The 17,211-nt window shown below is 60.4% G+C and carries 14 protein-coding genes; 9 read left to right on the top strand and 5 right to left on the bottom strand.

What is annotated here, in order from left to right; all coding sequences use genetic code 11:
• Positions 1–135 precede the first annotated feature (135 nt).
• The 3 genes from ACX3YD_RS31695 to ACX3YD_RS31685 all read right to left on the bottom strand — a co-directional run bounded on the left by ACX3YD_RS31695 (position 136) and on the right by ACX3YD_RS31685 (position 4,052).
• On the bottom strand, positions 136–1,437 hold the full coding sequence (locus ACX3YD_RS31695; RefSeq protein WP_458962042.1) for an NAD(P)/FAD-dependent oxidoreductase: 1,302 nt from the start codon (positions 1,435–1,437) through the stop codon (positions 136–138).
• Entirely contained in the window at positions 1,434–2,522 is a 1,089-nt protein-coding gene (locus ACX3YD_RS31690; protein ID WP_458962041.1) for a polyamine ABC transporter substrate-binding protein, read from the bottom strand. The genes ACX3YD_RS31695 and ACX3YD_RS31690 overlap by 4 nt, the downstream gene beginning before the upstream one ends.
• Before the next feature lie 171 nt (positions 2,523–2,693).
• On the bottom strand, positions 2,694–4,052 hold the full coding sequence (locus ACX3YD_RS31685; protein ID WP_458962040.1) for a glutamine synthetase family protein: 1,359 nt from the start codon (positions 4,050–4,052) through the stop codon (positions 2,694–2,696).
• A 162-nt stretch (positions 4,053–4,214) separates the two neighbouring features.
• Between ACX3YD_RS31685 and ACX3YD_RS31680 the strand changes: the two genes are divergently transcribed.
• The gene (locus ACX3YD_RS31680) at positions 4,215–5,147 is read left to right on the top strand and encodes a helix-turn-helix domain-containing protein (protein WP_458962039.1); all 933 of its coding nucleotides are present in this window, start codon (positions 4,215–4,217) and stop codon (positions 5,145–5,147) included.
• On the opposite strand, the gene ACX3YD_RS31675 is transcribed toward ACX3YD_RS31680, so the two are convergent.
• Together ACX3YD_RS31675 and ACX3YD_RS31670 are read right to left on the bottom strand one after the other, a co-directional pair.
• Positions 5,144–5,740 carry a helix-turn-helix domain-containing protein gene (locus tag ACX3YD_RS31675; RefSeq protein ID WP_103403083.1) on the bottom strand — a complete coding sequence of 199 codons (597 nt, stop codon included), beginning with the start codon at positions 5,738–5,740 and terminating at the stop codon, positions 5,144–5,146. The two genes, ACX3YD_RS31680 and ACX3YD_RS31675, sit on opposite strands and share 4 nt — an antisense overlap.
• A 106-nt stretch (positions 5,741–5,846) precedes the next feature.
• Positions 5,847–7,808 carry an oxidoreductase gene (locus ACX3YD_RS31670; RefSeq protein ID WP_458962038.1) on the bottom strand — a complete coding sequence of 654 codons (1,962 nt, stop codon included), beginning with the start codon at positions 7,806–7,808 and terminating at the stop codon, positions 5,847–5,849.
• Between the two features lie 308 nt (positions 7,809–8,116).
• Here ACX3YD_RS31670 and ACX3YD_RS31665 point away from each other — a divergent pair, with 308 nt between their 5' ends.
• The 8 genes from ACX3YD_RS31665 to ACX3YD_RS31630 all read left to right on the top strand — a co-directional run bounded on the left by ACX3YD_RS31665 (position 8,117) and on the right by ACX3YD_RS31630 (position 16,996).
• On the top strand, positions 8,117–9,166 hold the full coding sequence (locus ACX3YD_RS31665; RefSeq protein WP_103403085.1) for an ABC transporter substrate-binding protein: 1,050 nt from the start codon (positions 8,117–8,119) through the stop codon (positions 9,164–9,166).
• A gap of 74 nt (positions 9,167–9,240) precedes the next feature.
• Positions 9,241–10,035 carry a class II aldolase/adducin family protein gene (locus ACX3YD_RS31660; RefSeq protein WP_458962037.1) on the top strand — a complete coding sequence of 265 codons (795 nt, stop codon included), beginning with the start codon at positions 9,241–9,243 and terminating at the stop codon, positions 10,033–10,035.
• A gap of 97 nt (positions 10,036–10,132) precedes the next feature.
• Positions 10,133–10,795 carry a TetR family transcriptional regulator C-terminal domain-containing protein gene (locus ACX3YD_RS31655; RefSeq protein ID WP_458962036.1) on the top strand — a complete coding sequence of 221 codons (663 nt, stop codon included), beginning with the start codon at positions 10,133–10,135 and terminating at the stop codon, positions 10,793–10,795.
• Between the two features lie 92 nt (positions 10,796–10,887).
• Positions 10,888–11,604 carry a response regulator gene (locus ACX3YD_RS31650; protein WP_103403088.1) on the top strand — a complete coding sequence of 239 codons (717 nt, stop codon included), beginning with the start codon at positions 10,888–10,890 and terminating at the stop codon, positions 11,602–11,604.
• A gap of 5 nt (positions 11,605–11,609) precedes the next feature.
• The gene (locus tag ACX3YD_RS31645) at positions 11,610–12,383 is read left to right on the top strand and encodes a substrate-binding periplasmic protein (RefSeq protein WP_458962035.1); all 774 of its coding nucleotides are present in this window, start codon (positions 11,610–11,612) and stop codon (positions 12,381–12,383) included.
• Complete coding sequence (locus tag ACX3YD_RS31640; protein WP_458962034.1) at positions 12,380–14,635, top strand: ATP-binding protein; 2,256 nt, start codon at positions 12,380–12,382, stop codon at positions 14,633–14,635. The genes ACX3YD_RS31645 and ACX3YD_RS31640 overlap by 4 nt, the downstream gene beginning before the upstream one ends.
• Positions 14,636–14,849: 214 nt before the next feature.
• The gene (locus ACX3YD_RS31635) at positions 14,850–16,262 is read left to right on the top strand and encodes an amino acid permease (RefSeq protein ID WP_458962033.1); all 1,413 of its coding nucleotides are present in this window, start codon (positions 14,850–14,852) and stop codon (positions 16,260–16,262) included.
• A 248-nt stretch (positions 16,263–16,510) separates the two neighbouring features.
• A complete protein-coding gene (locus ACX3YD_RS31630; protein ID WP_458962032.1) occupies positions 16,511–16,996 on the top strand; it encodes a hypothetical protein in 486 nt (161 codons plus the stop codon).
• Positions 16,997–17,211: the final 215 nt, after the last annotated feature.

The raw sequence follows: 17,211 nt of genomic DNA, 5'->3' as shown, positions 1-17,211 counted from the left end.
CCTCCTCAATATAGAAGTGACTGGCCATTGAGCAAATCGAAAGGCTATTTGACGACTGAATGAAACTGGCTGCTCAGCCGGATACCGGTGGCGAGGGGGCTCGCCACAGGATGGGTCTATCTCTTGAGGCCAACCTTAGCCCAGCACTTCACGCAGGCGATACCACAACATGCCGAGCGCCAGCAGTGGCGAACGCAGAACGCGACCGCCGGGGAAGGTCATGTGCGGCACGGCGCTGAACACGTCAAAGCCGTGGCTGTGACCCGCGTGAATCGCTTCACCCAGCAACCTGGCGCACCAGTGGGTCACGTTCAGGCCATGGCCCGAATAACCTTGGGCGTAGAACACATTGGGATGCTGGCTCAAGCGCCCGACCTGCGGGAAGCGATTGGCCGTGATCCCGATCATGCCGCCCCATTGATAGTCGATGCGCACATTCGCCAATTGCGGAAAGACTTTGAGCATCTGCGGACGCATGTAGGCCGAGATGTCCCGAGGATCGCGCCCGGAGTAATGGCAGGCACCGCCGAACAGCAGGCGTCGGTCGGCCGATAACCGGTAATAATCCAGGCCGACTTTCTGGTCGCACAGGGCCAGGTTATGCGGGATCAGCTGCGCAGCGAGCTCTGCGGACAAGGGTTCAGTGGCGATGATGTAACTACCCGCCGGCAGCACTTTGCCGCTGAGTTTCGGCTCAAGCTCTTCAAGGTGAGCGTTGCAGGCCAGTACCAGGCTGCCGGCGCGCACCGTGCCCCCGGCACAGCGCACCTGCACGGTACTGCCATGGATCAGCTCCAGCACCGCGCTCTGCTCGAAGATCTGTACGCCCAGGGATTCGGCGACTCTCGCTTCACCCAATACCAGGTTAAGCGGGTGCAAATGCCCCGACCCCATGTCCACCAAACCACCGGCATACACACCGGAGTTCACCACCTGCTCACGGATCTGCCCCGGTTCGATCAAGCGGGTTTCATGGGCGTAACCCGACTCTTTCAGCTCTGCGAATTCGCTTTTAAGGCCGGCGAACTGCGCCGGGGTGTTGGCCAATTCACAAAAGCCCCAGCGCAGGTCGCAGTCGATGCCATGCTCGCGGATACGCTGGCCCACGAGCGCCACCGATTCGACACCGGCCTGCTCCAGATAGCGCACGCCGTCGGCACCGATGTGCCGGGCGAAACCGCTGACGTCATGACCGATCCCGCGAATCAACTGGCCACCGTTGCGCCCGCTGGCGCCCCAGCCGATTCGCCGGGCTTCCAGCAGAATCACCGAGAGACCGCGCTGAGCCAGTTCGATGGCGGTGTTGACGCCGGTAAAGCCGCCGCCAATCACACAGACATCCGCGACCAGGTCCCCGGCCAGCGCGGGCCGGGGCGCCATGCCCCTGGCCGAGGCGGCGTAGTAGGAGAGCGTGTGTTCCTGGGTGTACTGGTTCATTGGTTCGACTTCACTTTGCTCCAGGAACGGGTCATCAGACGCATGATCGACTGTGGAGGGGTGGTGGAAATGTAGAGTTTGTCGAGCACTGCCTGGGAGGGATAAACCTCGGGATTGTTCACCAGCTCCGCATCCATGTACTGCTTGGCGGGCGGGTTCGGGTTGGCGTAGCCGACCGAGGTGCTGACCTTGGCAATCACCTGTGGATCGAGCAGGTAATTGATGAAGGCATGGGCTTGTTTCGGGTTGCTGGCGTCGGCCGGGATGGCCAGCAGGTCGAACCACAGGTTGGCGCCTTCTTTGGGAATGGCGTAGGCGATGTTCACGTTGTTCTTGGCTTCCTTGGCCCGGTTGGCGGCCTGGAACACATCACCCGAGTAGCCGAACGCGACGCAAATGTCGCCATTGGCCAGGTCCGACACGTACTTGGAGGAGTGGAAGTAAGTGACGTACGGACGGATGCTCAACAGCTTGGCTTCGGCTTTCTTGTAGTCCTCGGGGTTTTCGCTGCGCGGGTCCATGCCCATGTAGTTGAGCACCGCCGGGAACACTTCATCCGCCGAGTCCATGATCGACACGCCGCACTGGCTGAGCTTCTTGATGTTTTCCGGTTCGAACAGCACGGCCCAGGAGTCGATGTGATCGATGCCCAGCACCTGCTTGACCTTGTCGACGTTGTAACCGATGCCGTTGGTGCCCCACAGGTACGGCACCGAGTGGGCGTTGCCCGGATCGTTTTTCTCCAGCAGGGCCAGCAGTTTCGGGTCGAGGTTCTTGAAGTTCGGCAGTTGCTCGCGATCCATCTTGAGGAACGCGCCGGCCTTCACCTGGCGAGCGAGGAAGTGGTTCGACGGCACCACCACGTCATACCCGGTCCGCCCGGCGAGCAGTTTGCCCTCCAGGGTTTCGTTGGAGTCGAACACGTCGTAGATCACCTTGATCCCGGTTTTGGCCTGGAAGTCGGCGAGGGTGGTCTCGCCGATGTAGTCGGTCCAGTTGTAGACGCTGACCTGTGGCTGAGCCTGGGCCACGGCGCTGAACAAAACAGTCAGCGCGACCGGAACCACGGACTTCAATAGACGCATAGCGACACCTTTCTTGGAATTATTGGATTCTTCAGGTGCTCACCCTATCTGTGGGAGCGAGCTTGCTCGCGATGGCGGTTTCACAGTCAACATTGATGTCGAATGTCACGGCCTCATCGCGGGCAAGCCCGCTCCCACAGGGGGATGTGTGTCCCCAGGGAGAGCCGGGGATTAAACGCTGAGCATCAGGAACTCACGTTCCCAGGAACTGATGACTCGCTTGAAGTTCTCGTGCTCGGCGCGTTTGACCGCGACATAGCCACGCACGAACTTGCTGCCCAGATAACGGCCGACGGTTTCGCATTCTTCCATCTGCGACAGCGCTTCCTCGATGGTGATCGGCAGGCGCAGGTTGCGACGTTCATAGGCGCGGCCCTGGACGCCGGCGCTCGGTTCGACGCCCTCGACCATGCCGAGGAAACCGCACAGCAAACTGGCGGCAATGGCCAGGTAAGGGTTGGCGTCGGCCCCCGGCAAGCGGTTCTCCACGCGCATCGCGTCCGGGCTGGAGGTCGGCACACGCAGGCCGACAGTGCGGTTTTCTTCGCCCCATTCAACGTTCACCGGTGCCGAAGTATCCGGCAGGAAGCGGCGGAACGAGTTGACGTTTGGCGCGAACATCGGCAGCACTTTCGGGATGTATTTCTGCAGGCCACCGATGTGGTGCAGGAACAGCTCGCTCATGTTGCCGTTTTCATCGGCGAAGATCGGCTTGCCGGTGGCAATTTCCACCACGCTCTGGTGAATGTGCATGGCACTGCCCGGCTCATCGCCAATCGGCTTGGCCATGAAGGTTGCCGCCACGTTGTGCTTGAGCGCGGCTTCGCGCAGGGTGCGCTTGAACACCGTGATCTGGTCGGCCAGGTCCAGGGCGTCACCGTGACGGAAGTTGATTTCCATCTGCGCCGGGCCGTCCTCGTGGATCAGCGTATCGAGGTCCAGTCCTTGCAGCTCGCACCAGTCGTAGACGTCTTCGAACAACGGGTCGAATTCGTTGGCGGCATCGATGGAGAACGATTGGCGACCACTTTCGGCCCGCCCCGAGCGGCCCATCGGTGCCTTGAGCGGCAGGTCCGGGTCTTCGCAGCGCTGGGTCAGGTAGAACTCCATTTCCGGCGCGACGATCGGCTTCCAGCCCTTGTCGGTGTACAGCTGCAGGACTTTCTTCAGCACGTTGCGTGGCGACAGTTCGATCGGGTTGCCGAACTTGTCGAAGGTGTCGTGAATCACGATGGCGGTCGGTTCGATGGCCCATGGCACTACGTACACCGCGTCGGACACCGGCTTGCAGACCATGTCGATATCGGCCGGGTCGAGCAGGTCGTAGTAGATGTCGTCGTCGACAAAGTCCCCGGTTACCGTTTGCAACAGCACACTTTCCGGCAGGCGCATGCCTCGCTCATGCAGGAACTTGTTGGTGGGTGCGATTTTGCCGCGTGCAATGCCGGTCAGGTCGCTGACGACGCACTCGACTTCGGTAATCTTGTGATCTTTCAGCCACGTGAACAGCTGATCGAAAGGGACATTCATAAAGACCTCGTTATTGGTTTTATTAACGCCAGGAGAAGCCGATTTCATCTTTCGGACACTTCCCCTGTAGCGCGTTGACGACTATCTTGGGCGAGCCTCGCCGTTCCATCTATCCACTTTAAGCAGCACAAAGCGCACCAAAAGAGTGCGCAAGGCCACGCCATGACAGTCTGTAATCCGCTACAGGTTCAAGCGTTCAATACCGCCGATGTGGCCGAGCAAATTCGCGCCACACCGGGTTGGGTCCAGCATTACCAGCAAATGTCACCGGGGCATTTCGCCGGTCTGGTGCGCTATCTCGACCTGCAAGGCGTGGAGATTTACGAGGAACACATGAACACCCGGGTCGAGCAGAATTTCAGTGCGCCGCAAGGCTCGCTGGCGTTCTGCTTCGATCGCAGCGACAACGCGCTGTATGTGCTCAATGGTGAAAGCCGCAACATCTGGATCACCCCCGAGAACTACCAGGAAATCGCCGTGGTGTTCGGGCCGGAGTTCGTGCAGCGTCACGCGCTGGATGTGGCCAGGCTCGAAGGGCTGTTCATGGCCCCGCTCAATTCGCAGCAGAATGCGCTGTTCAGTCGCTGGCTCAGCGGCACCCTGACGCGCTTGTCGCAGACCTTCGATCCGCCGAGCCGCGAGGCGCTGACCCAGCAGTTGCTTGACGATTGCCTGTTCATCCTCGACAACGCCTGCGTATGCCTGGACCAGGGCGCCTTGCAACGCCGGGCGGGGGAGCGGGCGATCATGAAGCGGGTCGGGGAATGGGCGGCGGATACCCCGGAAGAACACCTCAATCTGCTGGAGCTGTCCCAGGTTGCCGGGGTTTCACTGCGCCAGTTGCAGCACGCGTTCAAGACGTTCACCGGCATGGCGCCGACCCAATGGCTGCGCCTGCGTCGTCTCAACAGCGCACGCCGGGAGTTACTGATCAGCACGCCGTCGCAAACCACCGTCGCCGAAGTGGCGATGCACTGGTCGTTCTGGCACCTGGGGCGGTTTTCCAGCAGCTATCGCGCGCTGTTCAAGGAGTTGCCCAGCGACACCCTCAAGCGTGTGAGTGCCGCGCAGCCGAGTGGCCGAGGGCGTCGCTAGAAGGTCGGCGGGGTGATCACCCAGATCACCACCGCATCGACGTCGCCAGGGTTGCCGTAGCGGTGCGGCTCCTGGCTGGAGAAGCTGAAGCTGTCGCCTTCGTTGAGCTGAAAGTAGCGCTCGCCGACCCACAACTCGAAACGCCCCGAGAGCAAGTAACCCGCTTCTTCGCCGTCGTGGCTGTAGCTTTGCTGGCTGTAGGTGCCGGGAGGGAAACGCGAATGCAGCATTTCCAGGTGCTGACTGGGCTGTGGCGTCAGTAACTGGTCAATGATGCCGTCTTCGTAGTGCACGCTCAGGCGACTGTTCTTGCGCACGACAATGCCGTCATCTTCGGGAGCGGTGACCGCTTCGCTGGCGAAGAACCACTGGATGGTCACCCCCAGGCTGCGGGCGATATTGAACAACGCCGGAATCGACGGGTAGGCGAGGTTGCGCTCCAGCTGGCTGATATAGCCGGCGGTCAGCTCGCTTTGTTGCGCCAGCTCCGCCAGGGTCATGCCCCGGCGTTTACGCAGGCCACGAATCCGCGTGCCGAGAAAATGCGGTTCGGCGCTGGCGGTGGCGGGTTGTGGGGTGGTGCTGTTGCTCATGGTCGATTCCGAGCCGGTGGCTACGCTCCGCCCCCTGTAGGAGCGAGCGTGCTCGCGCCTGCAAAGAGCAGTCATTTAGAGTCAAAGCCCCGGAGTATAAACAGCCTCAAAGCTCCCACGCGACTTTCAGGCCCTCATAAATCGCTTCTTCGGCCGTTCGCGGCGCCAGGCAGTCGCCAATGCGTCGGAACTCAACCAGTCCCTGCAGTTCGGCCCCCAGGGTATCCACCGGCTGATGGCCCTGGCACAGCACCAGGGTGTCGATGTTTTCCATCAACATCGGTTCGCCGCTGGCAGTGTGTTGCAGGTAGACGGTGTTGTCATCGCAGCCGTACAAACGCGCGTAAGGGGTGATGGCAATCCCCAGCTTGTGCAGCTCGCCGGCCATTTGATCACGCACATACAGCGGCAGGTTTTCCCCGCAATGGGTGCCGTTGACCGCCAGTTGCACCTGATGCCCGGCACGGGTCAGACGCTCGGCGATGCCGGGGCCGATCCAGTCGCAGCGCCAGTCGACCACCACCACCGACCGGCCGATCTGCACCTCGTCGCGCAGCACCTGCCAGGCGTCCACCACCTGCAATTCACCACCGCGTTCGAAATGCGGCCAGTAAGGTTCAGCGCCAGTGGCGACGATCACCATGTCCGGTTTTTCCCGTTCGACCAGGGCGCGATCGACCCGGGTGTTGCGCACCACGCGCACCCCGGCCAGTTCCATTTCCCGTTGCAGATTGGTGCTGGCGCCGCCGAACTCGCTGCGTCGTGGCAGCAATTGCGCCAGCAACACCTGGCCACCCAGTTGCGCGCTGACTTCATACAGCGTCACCTCGTGCCCGCGTTGGGCAGCGACCGCCGCGGCTTTCATCCCGGCCGGGCCTCCGCCGGCAATCATGATGCGTTTGCGTGTGTTTGCTGGTCGGCGCTCGCCGAAGATCAGTTCGCGTCCGGTTTCCGGGTGCTGGATGCAGGAAATCGGCAAGCCCTTATGGAAGTGGCCGATACACGCCTGATTGCAGGCGATGCAGGCGCGTACATCTTCAGCGCGGCCGGCGTCGGTCTTGTTGGGCATTTGCGGGTCGCAGATCAGGGCGCGGGTCATGCCGCAGACATCGGCCTGGCCCCGGGCAATGATCAGTTCGGCCTCCTGGGGCTGGTTGATGCGCCCGGTGACGAACAACGGGATGTCCAAACCTGCCTTGAAGGTGCCGGCCTCTTTGGCCAGGTAGGCGGCCTGGATCGCCATCGGCGGGACGATATGCACCGCGCCACCGAGCGAGGCCGAGGTGCCGGCGACGATGTGTACGTAATCGAGCTGCGCTTGCAGCGATTGCACGGCGGCCAGGGACTCGTCTTCGGTCAGCCCTTCGGGGTCACGCTCGTCGGCGGAAATGCGCAGGCCGACGATGAACTGCTCGTCAGTGCTGGCGCGGATGGCGGCAATCACTTCACGCAGGAAACGCAGGCGTTGTTCCAGGTCACCGTTATAGCCATCGGTGCGGCGGTTGACCCGTGGATTGATGAATTGCGCCGGCAGGTAGCCGTGGCTGGCGACCACTTCCACGCCATCGATACCGGCCTGATGCAGGCGCCGGGCTGCAGCCGCATAACCGGCGACGATCTCGTCGATCATCCCCTGATCGAGCGCACGCGGCATGACCCGGAAACGCTCGTTGGGCACCGCCGAGGCGGAGTAAGCCACGGCCAGCAAGCCATCGCTGGATTCCATGATTTCCCGCCCCGGATGGAACACCTGGGACAACACCACGGTGCCGTGGGCATGGCAGGTTTGCGCGATTTTCCGGTAGCCGTCGATGCAGGCGTCATCGGTGGCCATCAGCACATGGGAGGTATAACGCGCGCTGTCATGCACGCCGGCGACCTGCAACACGATCAGCCCGACACCGCCTTCGGCCCGCGCCCGGTGATAGGCGATCAACTGTTCGTTGACCAGGTTGTCGGTGGGCATCGAGGTGTCGTGACCGCTGGACATGATGCGGTTTTTCAGGCGCTTGCCACGGATCTGCAAGGGTTCGAACAGGTGCGCAAAGGCTGGGGACGGGCTCGGCATGGTGCGGGTACTCCGGGCAGGCTGACCTGTAGGAGCGAGCCTGCTCGCGATGGACGTTAACGATAACGCGTGTTGCCTGGATGAACGCGTCGCTCTCAGGTCCATCGCGAGCAGGCTCGCTCCTACAGAGGCATTTGGTGTTGTTGTTTTGTTCTATAGAAATTTACCCGCAGTAAAAAATCAACTTGTTTTTTTACTGGGCCTTGCAGTAGTTTGAAATGGCACCCGCATCTTGGGGCGAACCTCACAACAATAAAAAAGGGCCACACCGACTTGAGTTCGGCGGGCACCTGCACGAGGAACCACTGATGAAATCGAAAACGCTCAAGCACGGTTTTTATCCCTTGGTGTTGTCCATGGCCATGGGCCTGGGCAGCGCTCAGGCGGCATCGGAGATGGTGGTGGTCGGTTACGGCGGCGCCGGACAAAAAGCCCAGGATGTGGCGTTCTTCCAACCGTTCAGCGTGGTGGATCAAAGCAAGGTGATCCAGAGCGAATACAACGGTGAGATGGCCAAAATCAAAGTCATGGTCGACACCGGCAACGTCGATTGGGACGTGGTGCAGATCGAAGGTCCGGACCTGATGCGTGGCTGCGAAGAGGGCATGTATGAGCGCCTCGACTGGACCCGCCTGGGCCATGCCGATCAATTGATTCCCGAAGCCGCGCAGGAGTGCGGTTCGGCCGCGTTGGTGTGGAGTGTGGCGATCGCCTACGACACCGACAAACTGGCCCGGGCCCCCACCTCATGGGCGGATTTCTGGGACGTGCAGAAAATCCCCGGCAAACGCGGCTTGCGCAAACGCGCGGTGTACAACCTGGAGTTCGCCTTGCTGGCCGACGGGGTGAAAGTCGAGGACGTGTACAAGGTGCTCAATACCCCGCAAGGCGTGGACCGGGCATTCGCCAAACTGAACCAGCTCAAACCCTACATCCAATGGTGGGAGGCCGGCGCCCAGCCGCCGCAATGGCTGACGGCCGGCGATGTGGTGATGACCTCGACCTACAGCGGACGCATCGCTGCCGCCGCGCAATCCGGCAGTCATCTGGGGCTGGTGTGGCCCGGCAGTCTGTATGGCATGGACTACTGGGCGATCATCAAGGGGTCCAAACACGTCGATCAGGCCAAGCGTTTTATCGCCTTCGCCAACCAGCCGGACGCCCAGGTCAATTACGTCAAACAGATTCCCTATGGCCCGACCAATACCGAGGCCGCCGCTCGCCTGGACGATAAACTCGCGCAGTGGGTACCGACGGCGCCGCAGAACCTCAAGGGCGCGTTGTCGATGGACGTCGGCTTCTGGGTTGACCATGGCGAAGAGCTGGAAGAGCGCTTCAACGCCTGGGCCAGTAAATAACCGCCTGTGGCTGGACGTCCTTGCACGTCCAGCCTTACTGTCTGCCCGGCCGACCCGTCTGGAGGATTAAAACAATGAACGAAATCGAGACCCACCTGACTGCCGCGCCCGAGCGCAGCGCTACCGAACAGCGCCTGCGTGAAGAGTTGGCCGCCTGTTATCGCCTGATTGCGCATTACCGCATGACCGATCTGATTTTCACCCACATTTCGGTGCGTATTCCCGGCCCGGAACATCATTTTCTGATCAATCCCTATGGGTTGATGTTTGATGAGATCACGGCTTCCAATCTGGTGAAAATCGACCTCAGTGGTCAGGCCGTTGAGCCGTCGCCATTCCCGGTGAACCCGGCCGGTTTTGTGATTCACAGCGCGATTCATGGCGCCCGTGAAGATGCGCAATGCGTGCTGCATACCCACACAAAATCCGGCTGCGCGGTGGCCGCGTTGAAGTGCGGCTTGTTGCCGGTGAATCAGATTTCCATGGAGTTTTACGGTCGGGTTGCCTATCACGACTATGAAGGCGTGGCGCTGGACATGAGCGAGCAGCAACGGCTGGTGCAGGACCTGGGCGACAAGCCGGTGCTGATGCTGCGCAACCATGGCTTGTTGACCGTTGGCGAAACCGTGGGGCAAGCGTTTTTGCGCATGTACTACCTGGAAAAAGCCTGCGAAATCCAACTGGCCGCGCAGGCAGCCGGTGAATTGATGCTGCCACCGGCTGAAGTTTGTGAACATACCGAGCGTCAGTTCAACGACCCCGGCCGACCGCTGGATGAAGGTGAATTGAGCGACCCGGATGCCATGCAATTGGCCTGGGCGGCGTTGTTGCGCTTGCTGGAGCGAGTGGCACCGGGGTATCGGAACTGACCACCAGACTGGAGACATGCCAGGCTCTTGCTGTACAGTCGTTCAGCTTTCAAGCGTAACGCGAGCCCCCATGATTGAATCCAGGAGCATGTCACCCATGAATCAGGAAGCCCGTTTTTCCCGCATGGAACCGGAGTTGCGCAAGGCCAATCTGATCGAGGCGACGCTGGTGTGCCTCAAGCGCCACGGTTTTCAGGGTGCGTCGATCCGCAAGATCTCCGCCGAGGCCGGTGTCTCGGTGGGGCTGATCAGCCATCACTATTCCGGCAAGGATGAACTGGTGGCCGAGGCCTACATGGCGATCACCGGGCGAGTCATGACCTTGCTGCGCGATGCCATGGAACAGGCTGCACCGAACGCCCGCGAACGTTTGTCGGCGTTTTTTCGCGGCTCGTTTTCCGCCGAGTTGCTCGACCCGCAACTGATTGACGCCTGGCTGGCGTTCTGGGGCGCGGTGAAAACCGCCGAGGCGATCAACCAGGCCCACGATCATTCCTATGGCGAGTACCGCGGCATCTTGCGCAAAGTGTTGATGGAACTGGCGCAGGAAGAGGGCTGGGAAAACTTCGATGGCGATCTGGCCGCGATCAGTCTCAGTGCCTTGCTCGACGGTCTGTGGCTGGAATCCGGACTCAACCCGGGCACCTTTACCCCGGAGCAGGGCATTCAGATTTGCGAGGCCTGGGTCGATGGTTTGCAGGCCGGTGGTCGCCAACGGTTCTGTATCAAAACAAGCGGCGTGCAGACGAGCAGCTGTTGATCGGTTGTTCAGCAATGGCTACTCTCTGGCGCTGATGCAGAAAAACACTCTAATAAGAAATACGCCTTCGGGCACAGGCAGGACATCCAGTAATGACGCCACGGGTACTGATCGTCGATGACGATCCGCTGATTCGCGAACTGTTGCACGCCTACCTGTCCCAGGAGGGCTACGAGGTTCATTGCGCAGCCACGGCGGAACTGGCCGAAACCTTCCTGGCCAGCCAGACCGTGGACCTGGTCATGCTCGATATCCGCTTGCCCGGCAAGGACGGCCTGACCCTGACCCGTGAGCTGCGGGTGCGTTCGGAGGTCGGGATCATCCTGATCACCGGGCGCAATGACGAAATCGACCGCATCGTCGGCCTGGAATGCGGTGCCGATGACTACGTGATCAAACCTCTCAATCCACGGGAACTGGTGTCCCGGGCGAAAAACCTGATTCGCCGGGTTCGTCATGCGCAAACGCCTCAGCCTTTGGCGGCGGTCGCCAAACCGGTCAAACAGTTTGCCGACTGGTCGCTGGACACCGACCGCCGGCGCCTGATCGATCCCTCCGGTAGCGAAACCCTGCTGACCCACGGCGAGTACCAACTGCTCAGCGTGTTCCTGCGCAACAGCGGCCACACCCTGAGCCGCGACCAATTGATGGACCAGATCCGCAACCGCGAGTGGGTGCCCAACGACCGCTCCATCGATGTGCTGGTCGGCCGATTGCGCCGCAAACTGCACGACGACCCGGCCGAGCCGCAGTTGATCATCACCATCCACGGCGCCGGTTACCTGTTCACTGCCAGCCTGGCGGCGTGACGGCCGTGGGGCGACCGCTCTGGTTGCTGTTGGCGCTGCTGGCGGGCAATGCCCTGGCCGGGGAAAAAGTCCGCTACTGCGATTATCCGGTGTACCCGCCGATTTCCTGGAGCGACGGCAAGCAGGTCCGTGGCCTGGCGCCGAGTGTGGTGAAAAAGCTGTTCGGTGAGTTGGGCTACGACGTCGAAACCGTGGTGCTGGGCAACTGGAAACGATGCCTGCTCGATGCTGCCGAAGGCCGGGTCGACGTGGTTCTGGCCTACAGCACCGCGCAACGGGAACAAAGCATGCTGTTTTCCTCGGTGCCGGTGCTGCGCGAAGAGGTCGCGTTGTTCATCAATCGCCAACACCCGGTGCAATTCGAACGCCTGGAAGACCTGGCCCATTACCGTGGCGGCTTGCTGTTCGGTGAAAGTTACGGCGTGGAATTCGATCGCATGGTCGCGCAAAACAACAACATCGAATGGGTGTCCGACAGCCGCCAGAACTTCGGCAAGCTGATTCGCGGGCGCATCGATTTCATCACCCAGGAACGCCGCACCGGCCAGCTCTACATCGAAAGCCTGGCGGGCGCCAAGGACATCGTCGCGCTGCCCAAGGCCCTGAGCGTCGACTACCTGCGGGTCGCGGTTTCCCGTCGCTCGCCGCTGGCCAGTCATATGCCGCAGATCAATGCGCAACTGCAGCGCATGGTCGATGCCGGCGACATCGAGCGCTTGCTCAATGAGAGCGAAGTCACTTACCGCGACATGATCAACCTGCCGGTGAACGAACAATGATGCGCCCGCGAACCGGTGGCCTGTTGCGGCGCCTGCTGCTGTTCATTCTGCTATTCAGCCTGTGCTTCACCGTGCTCGCCAGTACCGTGCAGCTGTACATCGAATACCGTCGGGAAATGCGCGACATCGACTCGCGCATGGAGCTGATCCGCGCCGGTTATCTGGCGAGCCTGGAGCGCAGCCTGTGGGATCTGAACCAGGAGCAACTGAATGTGCAGTTGCGCGGCCTGGTGGACTTCTCCGATGTCGCGCGGGTGCATTTGAAAAGCCCGGATTTCGACTTGCTGCATGGCAATGCGGATCCGCTCGGGCCGTTGCGCGTCGAACGTTTCGCCCTGGACTACCAACCGCCTTCCGGCCCGTTGCGGCATTTAGGCGAACTGGAAGTCAGCACCGATCTGGGGGCGGTGTATCAGCGCCTGTATGCCACCGGGTTGACCAGCCTGTTGTGGATGGGGGCGTTCCTGTGTGGTCTTGCGATTGCGCTGTCCTGGTTGTTCTACCGCCTGGTCACCCGTCACCTGCAAGTCATGGCTGATTTCGCCCGGCGTATTGCCGCAGGTGAATGGCATGAGCCGCTGCGCCTGCACAAGCGGCGCAGTATCCACAAAGACGAAATCGACACCGTGGCCCACGCCCTCGACGACATGCGCCGGGCCATCCTCAGCGATATCGACCGCCGTGAAAACGATCGATTGGCCTTGCAGGACAACCGTGACGAGTTGCTGAAAATGGTCGAGCGACGCACCGCCAGCCTGATGCGCGCCAAGGACGAAGCAGAAGCGGCCAACCTGGCAAAGTCACGGTTCCTGGCGACCATGAGTCATGAGTTGCGCACGCCCCTTAACGGTATTCTCGGCATGGCCGAGTTGTTGCGCGGCGCCAGCCTCGATCCGCTGGACAGCAAACGCCTGGATGCCTTGCACAAGGCGGGCGAGGGATTGCTGACCATCCTCAATGAAGTGCTGTTTTTCGCCAAACTGGAGGAGGGCGCGAGCCTGCCCGAACCGGTGGATTTCTCGATTCGCCAATTGATCGATGAAGTACTGACGCTGCTCGAGCCCAAGGCGCTGGATAACGACACCCTCCTGCAATGTCGGGTGGATCAGCGCATCGCCGAGTATCACCACGGTGCCGAGCAATTCTTGCGACAAGTCTTGAGCAACCTGTTGGCCAACGCCATCAAGTTCACCGAGTGCGGTGAGGTCAGTGTCGAAGTGGCGTTGCTCGCGCAGTCCGGAGGGCCTGGCGGCGATCGTCTGCGGGTGAGTGTCACCGACAACGGCATCGGCATCGCCCCGCCAATGCAGGCGAGGATTTTCGAGCGCTTCACCCAGGCCAGCGAAGAAGTGGCACAGCGCTACGGCGGCACCGGGTTGGGGCTGGCGATCTGCAAACACCTGGTCGAACAAATGGGTGGCAGCATCGGTGTCACCAGTGAAGTCGGGCGGGGCAGTTGCTTCTGGTTCGAGTTGACGTTGCAACCCGCTGCAGGCGTCACCGCACCAATACCGATCACAGTGGCAGGGCCGGCATTGAAGGTGCTGGTGGTTGAGGACGTGGCGCTCAATCGCGAAGTGGCCCAGGGGTTGCTGCAACGGGACGGCCATCAGGTGTGGCTGGCCGAAGAGGCTGAACAGGCATTGGCCCAATGCGCCGCGCAGCGGTTCGATCTGATACTGCTGGATGTGCATCTGCCGGGCATGACCGGTGTGGAATTATGCAAACGGATCCGCAGCCTCGACGGGCCGAATCGTACCGCACGCATTTTCGCCCTGACTGCCAGTGTGCAGCCGGCGCTGGTTCGTGGGTATCTGGACGCCGGTATGGATGGCGTGCTGGCCAAGCCGCTGAATCTGGACTCTCTGCGCAAGGTCATGGGCGGGCAGCTGATGGCGCCCAAACCGCTGCTGGAAGAGGGCGCCATAGACTGGCCGCTGCTGCAAACACACCGTAACTTGCTCGGCGAACAGAAAGTGCAGGGGCTGCTGACGGTGTTACGCGACTCGATCCTGCAACACCGCGAGGCGCTACGCGAAGCGATTGACGCCGACGACTTCACTGAAATCGCACATCTGGCCCACCGTTTGGCGGGAAGCGCCGACTCTTTGGGTTTTCGTGCCTTGGCCGGCGTTCTGAGATCACTGGAACAAGCGGCCCTGAAAAATGATCAGTCGGCTATCGGTCAGTTGGCGCCAACCTTTCATGAGTACTGCAAACACGCGCTGGAGACGCTGAAAGGCTTGTTGTAGAGCTGACGTACATAATTGTTACGACTTTCTACAACTTCGATCCATACGTACAACGCGACCTTACATGGCTTTCCAATAATCGACGCAACCGCCGCAGCGCGGTCTTCGAAGCTTATTGGAGATAATAATAATGAATTGCCGTAAAGCTGATCCTTCCCCGCGCCACGACATCCTGTCCTGCGCTGCGCACCTCACTGACTGCTGAGGTGCCGACATGAGTGAACACATCGACCGTAAAGGCATCCAACTGACCCGTGCCCTGAAAAGCCGGCACATTTTCATGCTGTCCCTGGGGGGCGTGATCGGCACCGGCCTGTTCATGGGCTCCGGCGTCACCATCAACCAGGGCGGTCCGGTGGGGGCGATTCTGGCCTACCTGGTCGCCGGTTTCCTGATGTATCTGGTGATGGTCTGCCTGGGCGAGCTGTCGGTGCAGATGCCGGTTTCCGGTTCGTTCCAGACCCACGCCACCAAATTCATCGGTCCGGCCACCGGTTTCATGATCGGCTGGGTGTACTGGATGAGCTGGGCCACCACCGTGGGCCTGGAGTTCACCGCTGCCGGCATGCTGATGACGCGCTGGTTCCCGGCGGTGCCGATCTGGTACTGGTCAGCGCTGTTCGTGGTGGTGCTGTTCGGCATCAACGCCATGGCCACCCGCGCCTTCGGTGAGGCCGAATACTGGTTCTCGGGGATCAAGGTCGCAGCGATTCTTGGTTTCATCGTCGTTGGTGTGCTGGTGATCTTCGGCGTGATGCCGCTGAGCAGCGGTGCGCCCGCGCCAATGGCGACCAACCTGATCGGCGACTCACTGTTCCCCAACGGTCTGTCCGCCGTATTCGCGGTGATGATGACCGTGGTCTACGCCTTCCAGGGCTGCGAGATCATGGGCGTGGCCGCTGGCGAAACGGATCAGCCGGAAAAAAGCATCCCGCGCGCCGTGCGCAACGTGGTGTTCCGCGTGCTGATTTTCTATGTGCTGGCGATTATCGTGCTGTCGGCCATCGTACCGTGGCAGCAAGCAGGCCTGATAGAAAGTCCGTTTGTGCAGGTGTTCGACATGGTCGGCATCCCCTATGCCGCGGACCTGATGAACTTCGTGATCCTCACCGCGATTCTGTCGGTGGGCAACTCCGGCCTCTACGCCTCGACCCGCATCCTCTGGGCGATGTCGAAAACCGGCATGGCGCCGAAAAGCCTGTCGCCGCTGAGCAAGCGTGGCGTGCCGTTGCGCGCCTTGAGCATCACCCTGTGCTTTGCGCTGGTGTCGCTGCTGACCAGTTTCATCGCGGCTGACACCTTGTTCATGGTGCTGATGGCGGTGAGTGGCATGTCCGGCACCGTAACCTGGATTGTCATCGCCCTGGCGCAATACAAGTTCCGCAAGGCCTACCTGCGTGAAGGCGGCAAACTCAGCGACCTGAAATACCGCGCCCCGTGGTTCCCGGTATTGCCGCTGATGTGCATCACCCTGTGCTGCTCGCTGTTCGTGTTCCTGGCCCTGGATGAAACCCAGCGTCCTTCGCTGTACTGGGGCTTCGGCTTTATCGCCCTGTGCTACGGCGCGTACTTCCTGTTCCATCGCAAACGCGAGGCGGTGCTGGCACCGAGTTTGCCAAACGCTTAATTCACTTTCTCCAGCACATCCCCCTGTGGGAGCGAGCCTGCTCGCGATAGCGGTGCGGCAGTCAGCAGCGATGTTGAATGTCCTGCCGTCATCGCGAGCAGGCTCGCTCCCACAGTTGTTCCAAGCGATTAGCCGTTGGTCGCGACTGTCAGAACTGACAGTAGATTGCATCGAATCTCCACAGCCTAATGATGCGGTATTCGTCGGTATGCCGTACGAAAGTTAAATCAATCAGGAAGGAGCGCCCAATGGACAGCAACCGCATCAGGAACGGTGACTTCACAACCGGAAACTTCGAGCATTGGACAGTGAGCGAATTTGACGGTACAGCGAAAGTCTTGAGGGATGGAGATGGCTACAGGGCCAGAATCACTTTAGGTAAAAATGAGTCGGTACTACTTGTCACTGAAAGGTTCTCGATCAGACGACCAGCATTCAAACTGTCCCTTGAAGCTTCCATGCCAGAACCCGTTGATGAAGACGCTGGGACGACGTTGTATTGCACACTCGCCGGTTACGGGCCTTCGCTACCATTCCCAATCATAACAACCATTCCTTTCACTTTATCTGGAGTCAGCGAAGGATTTGAATACATGGGCGAAATGCGGTCAGCGGTCACTGAGGTGCAATTCACCATTGCACTGGCACCTGTATCGAATCCGAAAGCGGTCGGACCGATTTACATCGACAATGTGAAGTACACCGTGGATCTTTCGGATAAATCGGTTAGTTAAATCAGTTCCATAGTCAGTTCCGCCAACATCACCCTCAAACGCGATGACCCCCTGTGGGAGCGAGCAAGCTCCCACAGGGGGGAGAGCGCTCGGTTAATCCGCTACAGACCTCCTGTCACCAGTTGTTCGAAGTTGTAACAACGCCAACGACTCATGCTCGCGAATTTGAAAATAACTCAATAAAAACAATGTGTTAGTTAGCTTATGAGTTAGTT

The organism is Pseudomonas fluorescens group sp. PF-1 (assembly GCF_054481335.1).
Note: the sequence above shows the minus strand (reverse complement) of the source record. Positions and strands in the feature narration are given on the sequence as shown.

What these genes read in the sequence shown, in the direction of transcription:
- ACX3YD_RS31695 (WP_458962042.1), bottom strand. Translation starts at nt 1,437, where the DNA reads ATGAACCAGTACACCCAGGAACACACGCTCTCCTACTACGCCGCCTCG.
- ACX3YD_RS31690 (WP_458962041.1), bottom strand. Translation starts at nt 2,522, where the DNA reads ATGCGTCTATTGAAGTCCGTGGTTCCGGTCGCGCTGACTGTTTTGTTC.
- ACX3YD_RS31685 (WP_458962040.1), bottom strand. Translation starts at nt 4,052, where the DNA reads ATGAATGTCCCTTTCGATCAGCTGTTCACGTGGCTGAAAGATCACAAG.
- ACX3YD_RS31680 (WP_458962039.1), top strand. Translation starts at nt 4,215, where the DNA reads ATGACAGTCTGTAATCCGCTACAGGTTCAAGCGTTCAATACCGCCGAT.
- ACX3YD_RS31675 (WP_103403083.1), bottom strand. Translation starts at nt 5,740, where the DNA reads ATGAGCAACAGCACCACCCCACAACCCGCCACCGCCAGCGCCGAACCG.
- ACX3YD_RS31670 (WP_458962038.1), bottom strand. Translation starts at nt 7,808, where the DNA reads ATGCCGAGCCCGTCCCCAGCCTTTGCGCACCTGTTCGAACCCTTGCAG.
- ACX3YD_RS31665 (WP_103403085.1), top strand. Translation starts at nt 8,117, where the DNA reads ATGAAATCGAAAACGCTCAAGCACGGTTTTTATCCCTTGGTGTTGTCC.
- ACX3YD_RS31660 (WP_458962037.1), top strand. Translation starts at nt 9,241, where the DNA reads ATGAACGAAATCGAGACCCACCTGACTGCCGCGCCCGAGCGCAGCGCT.
- ACX3YD_RS31655 (WP_458962036.1), top strand. Translation starts at nt 10,133, where the DNA reads ATGAATCAGGAAGCCCGTTTTTCCCGCATGGAACCGGAGTTGCGCAAG.
- ACX3YD_RS31650 (WP_103403088.1), top strand. Translation starts at nt 10,888, where the DNA reads ATGACGCCACGGGTACTGATCGTCGATGACGATCCGCTGATTCGCGAA.
- ACX3YD_RS31640 (WP_458962034.1), top strand. Translation starts at nt 12,380, where the DNA reads ATGATGCGCCCGCGAACCGGTGGCCTGTTGCGGCGCCTGCTGCTGTTC.
- ACX3YD_RS31635 (WP_458962033.1), top strand. Translation starts at nt 14,850, where the DNA reads ATGAGTGAACACATCGACCGTAAAGGCATCCAACTGACCCGTGCCCTG.
- ACX3YD_RS31630 (WP_458962032.1), top strand. Translation starts at nt 16,511, where the DNA reads ATGGACAGCAACCGCATCAGGAACGGTGACTTCACAACCGGAAACTTC.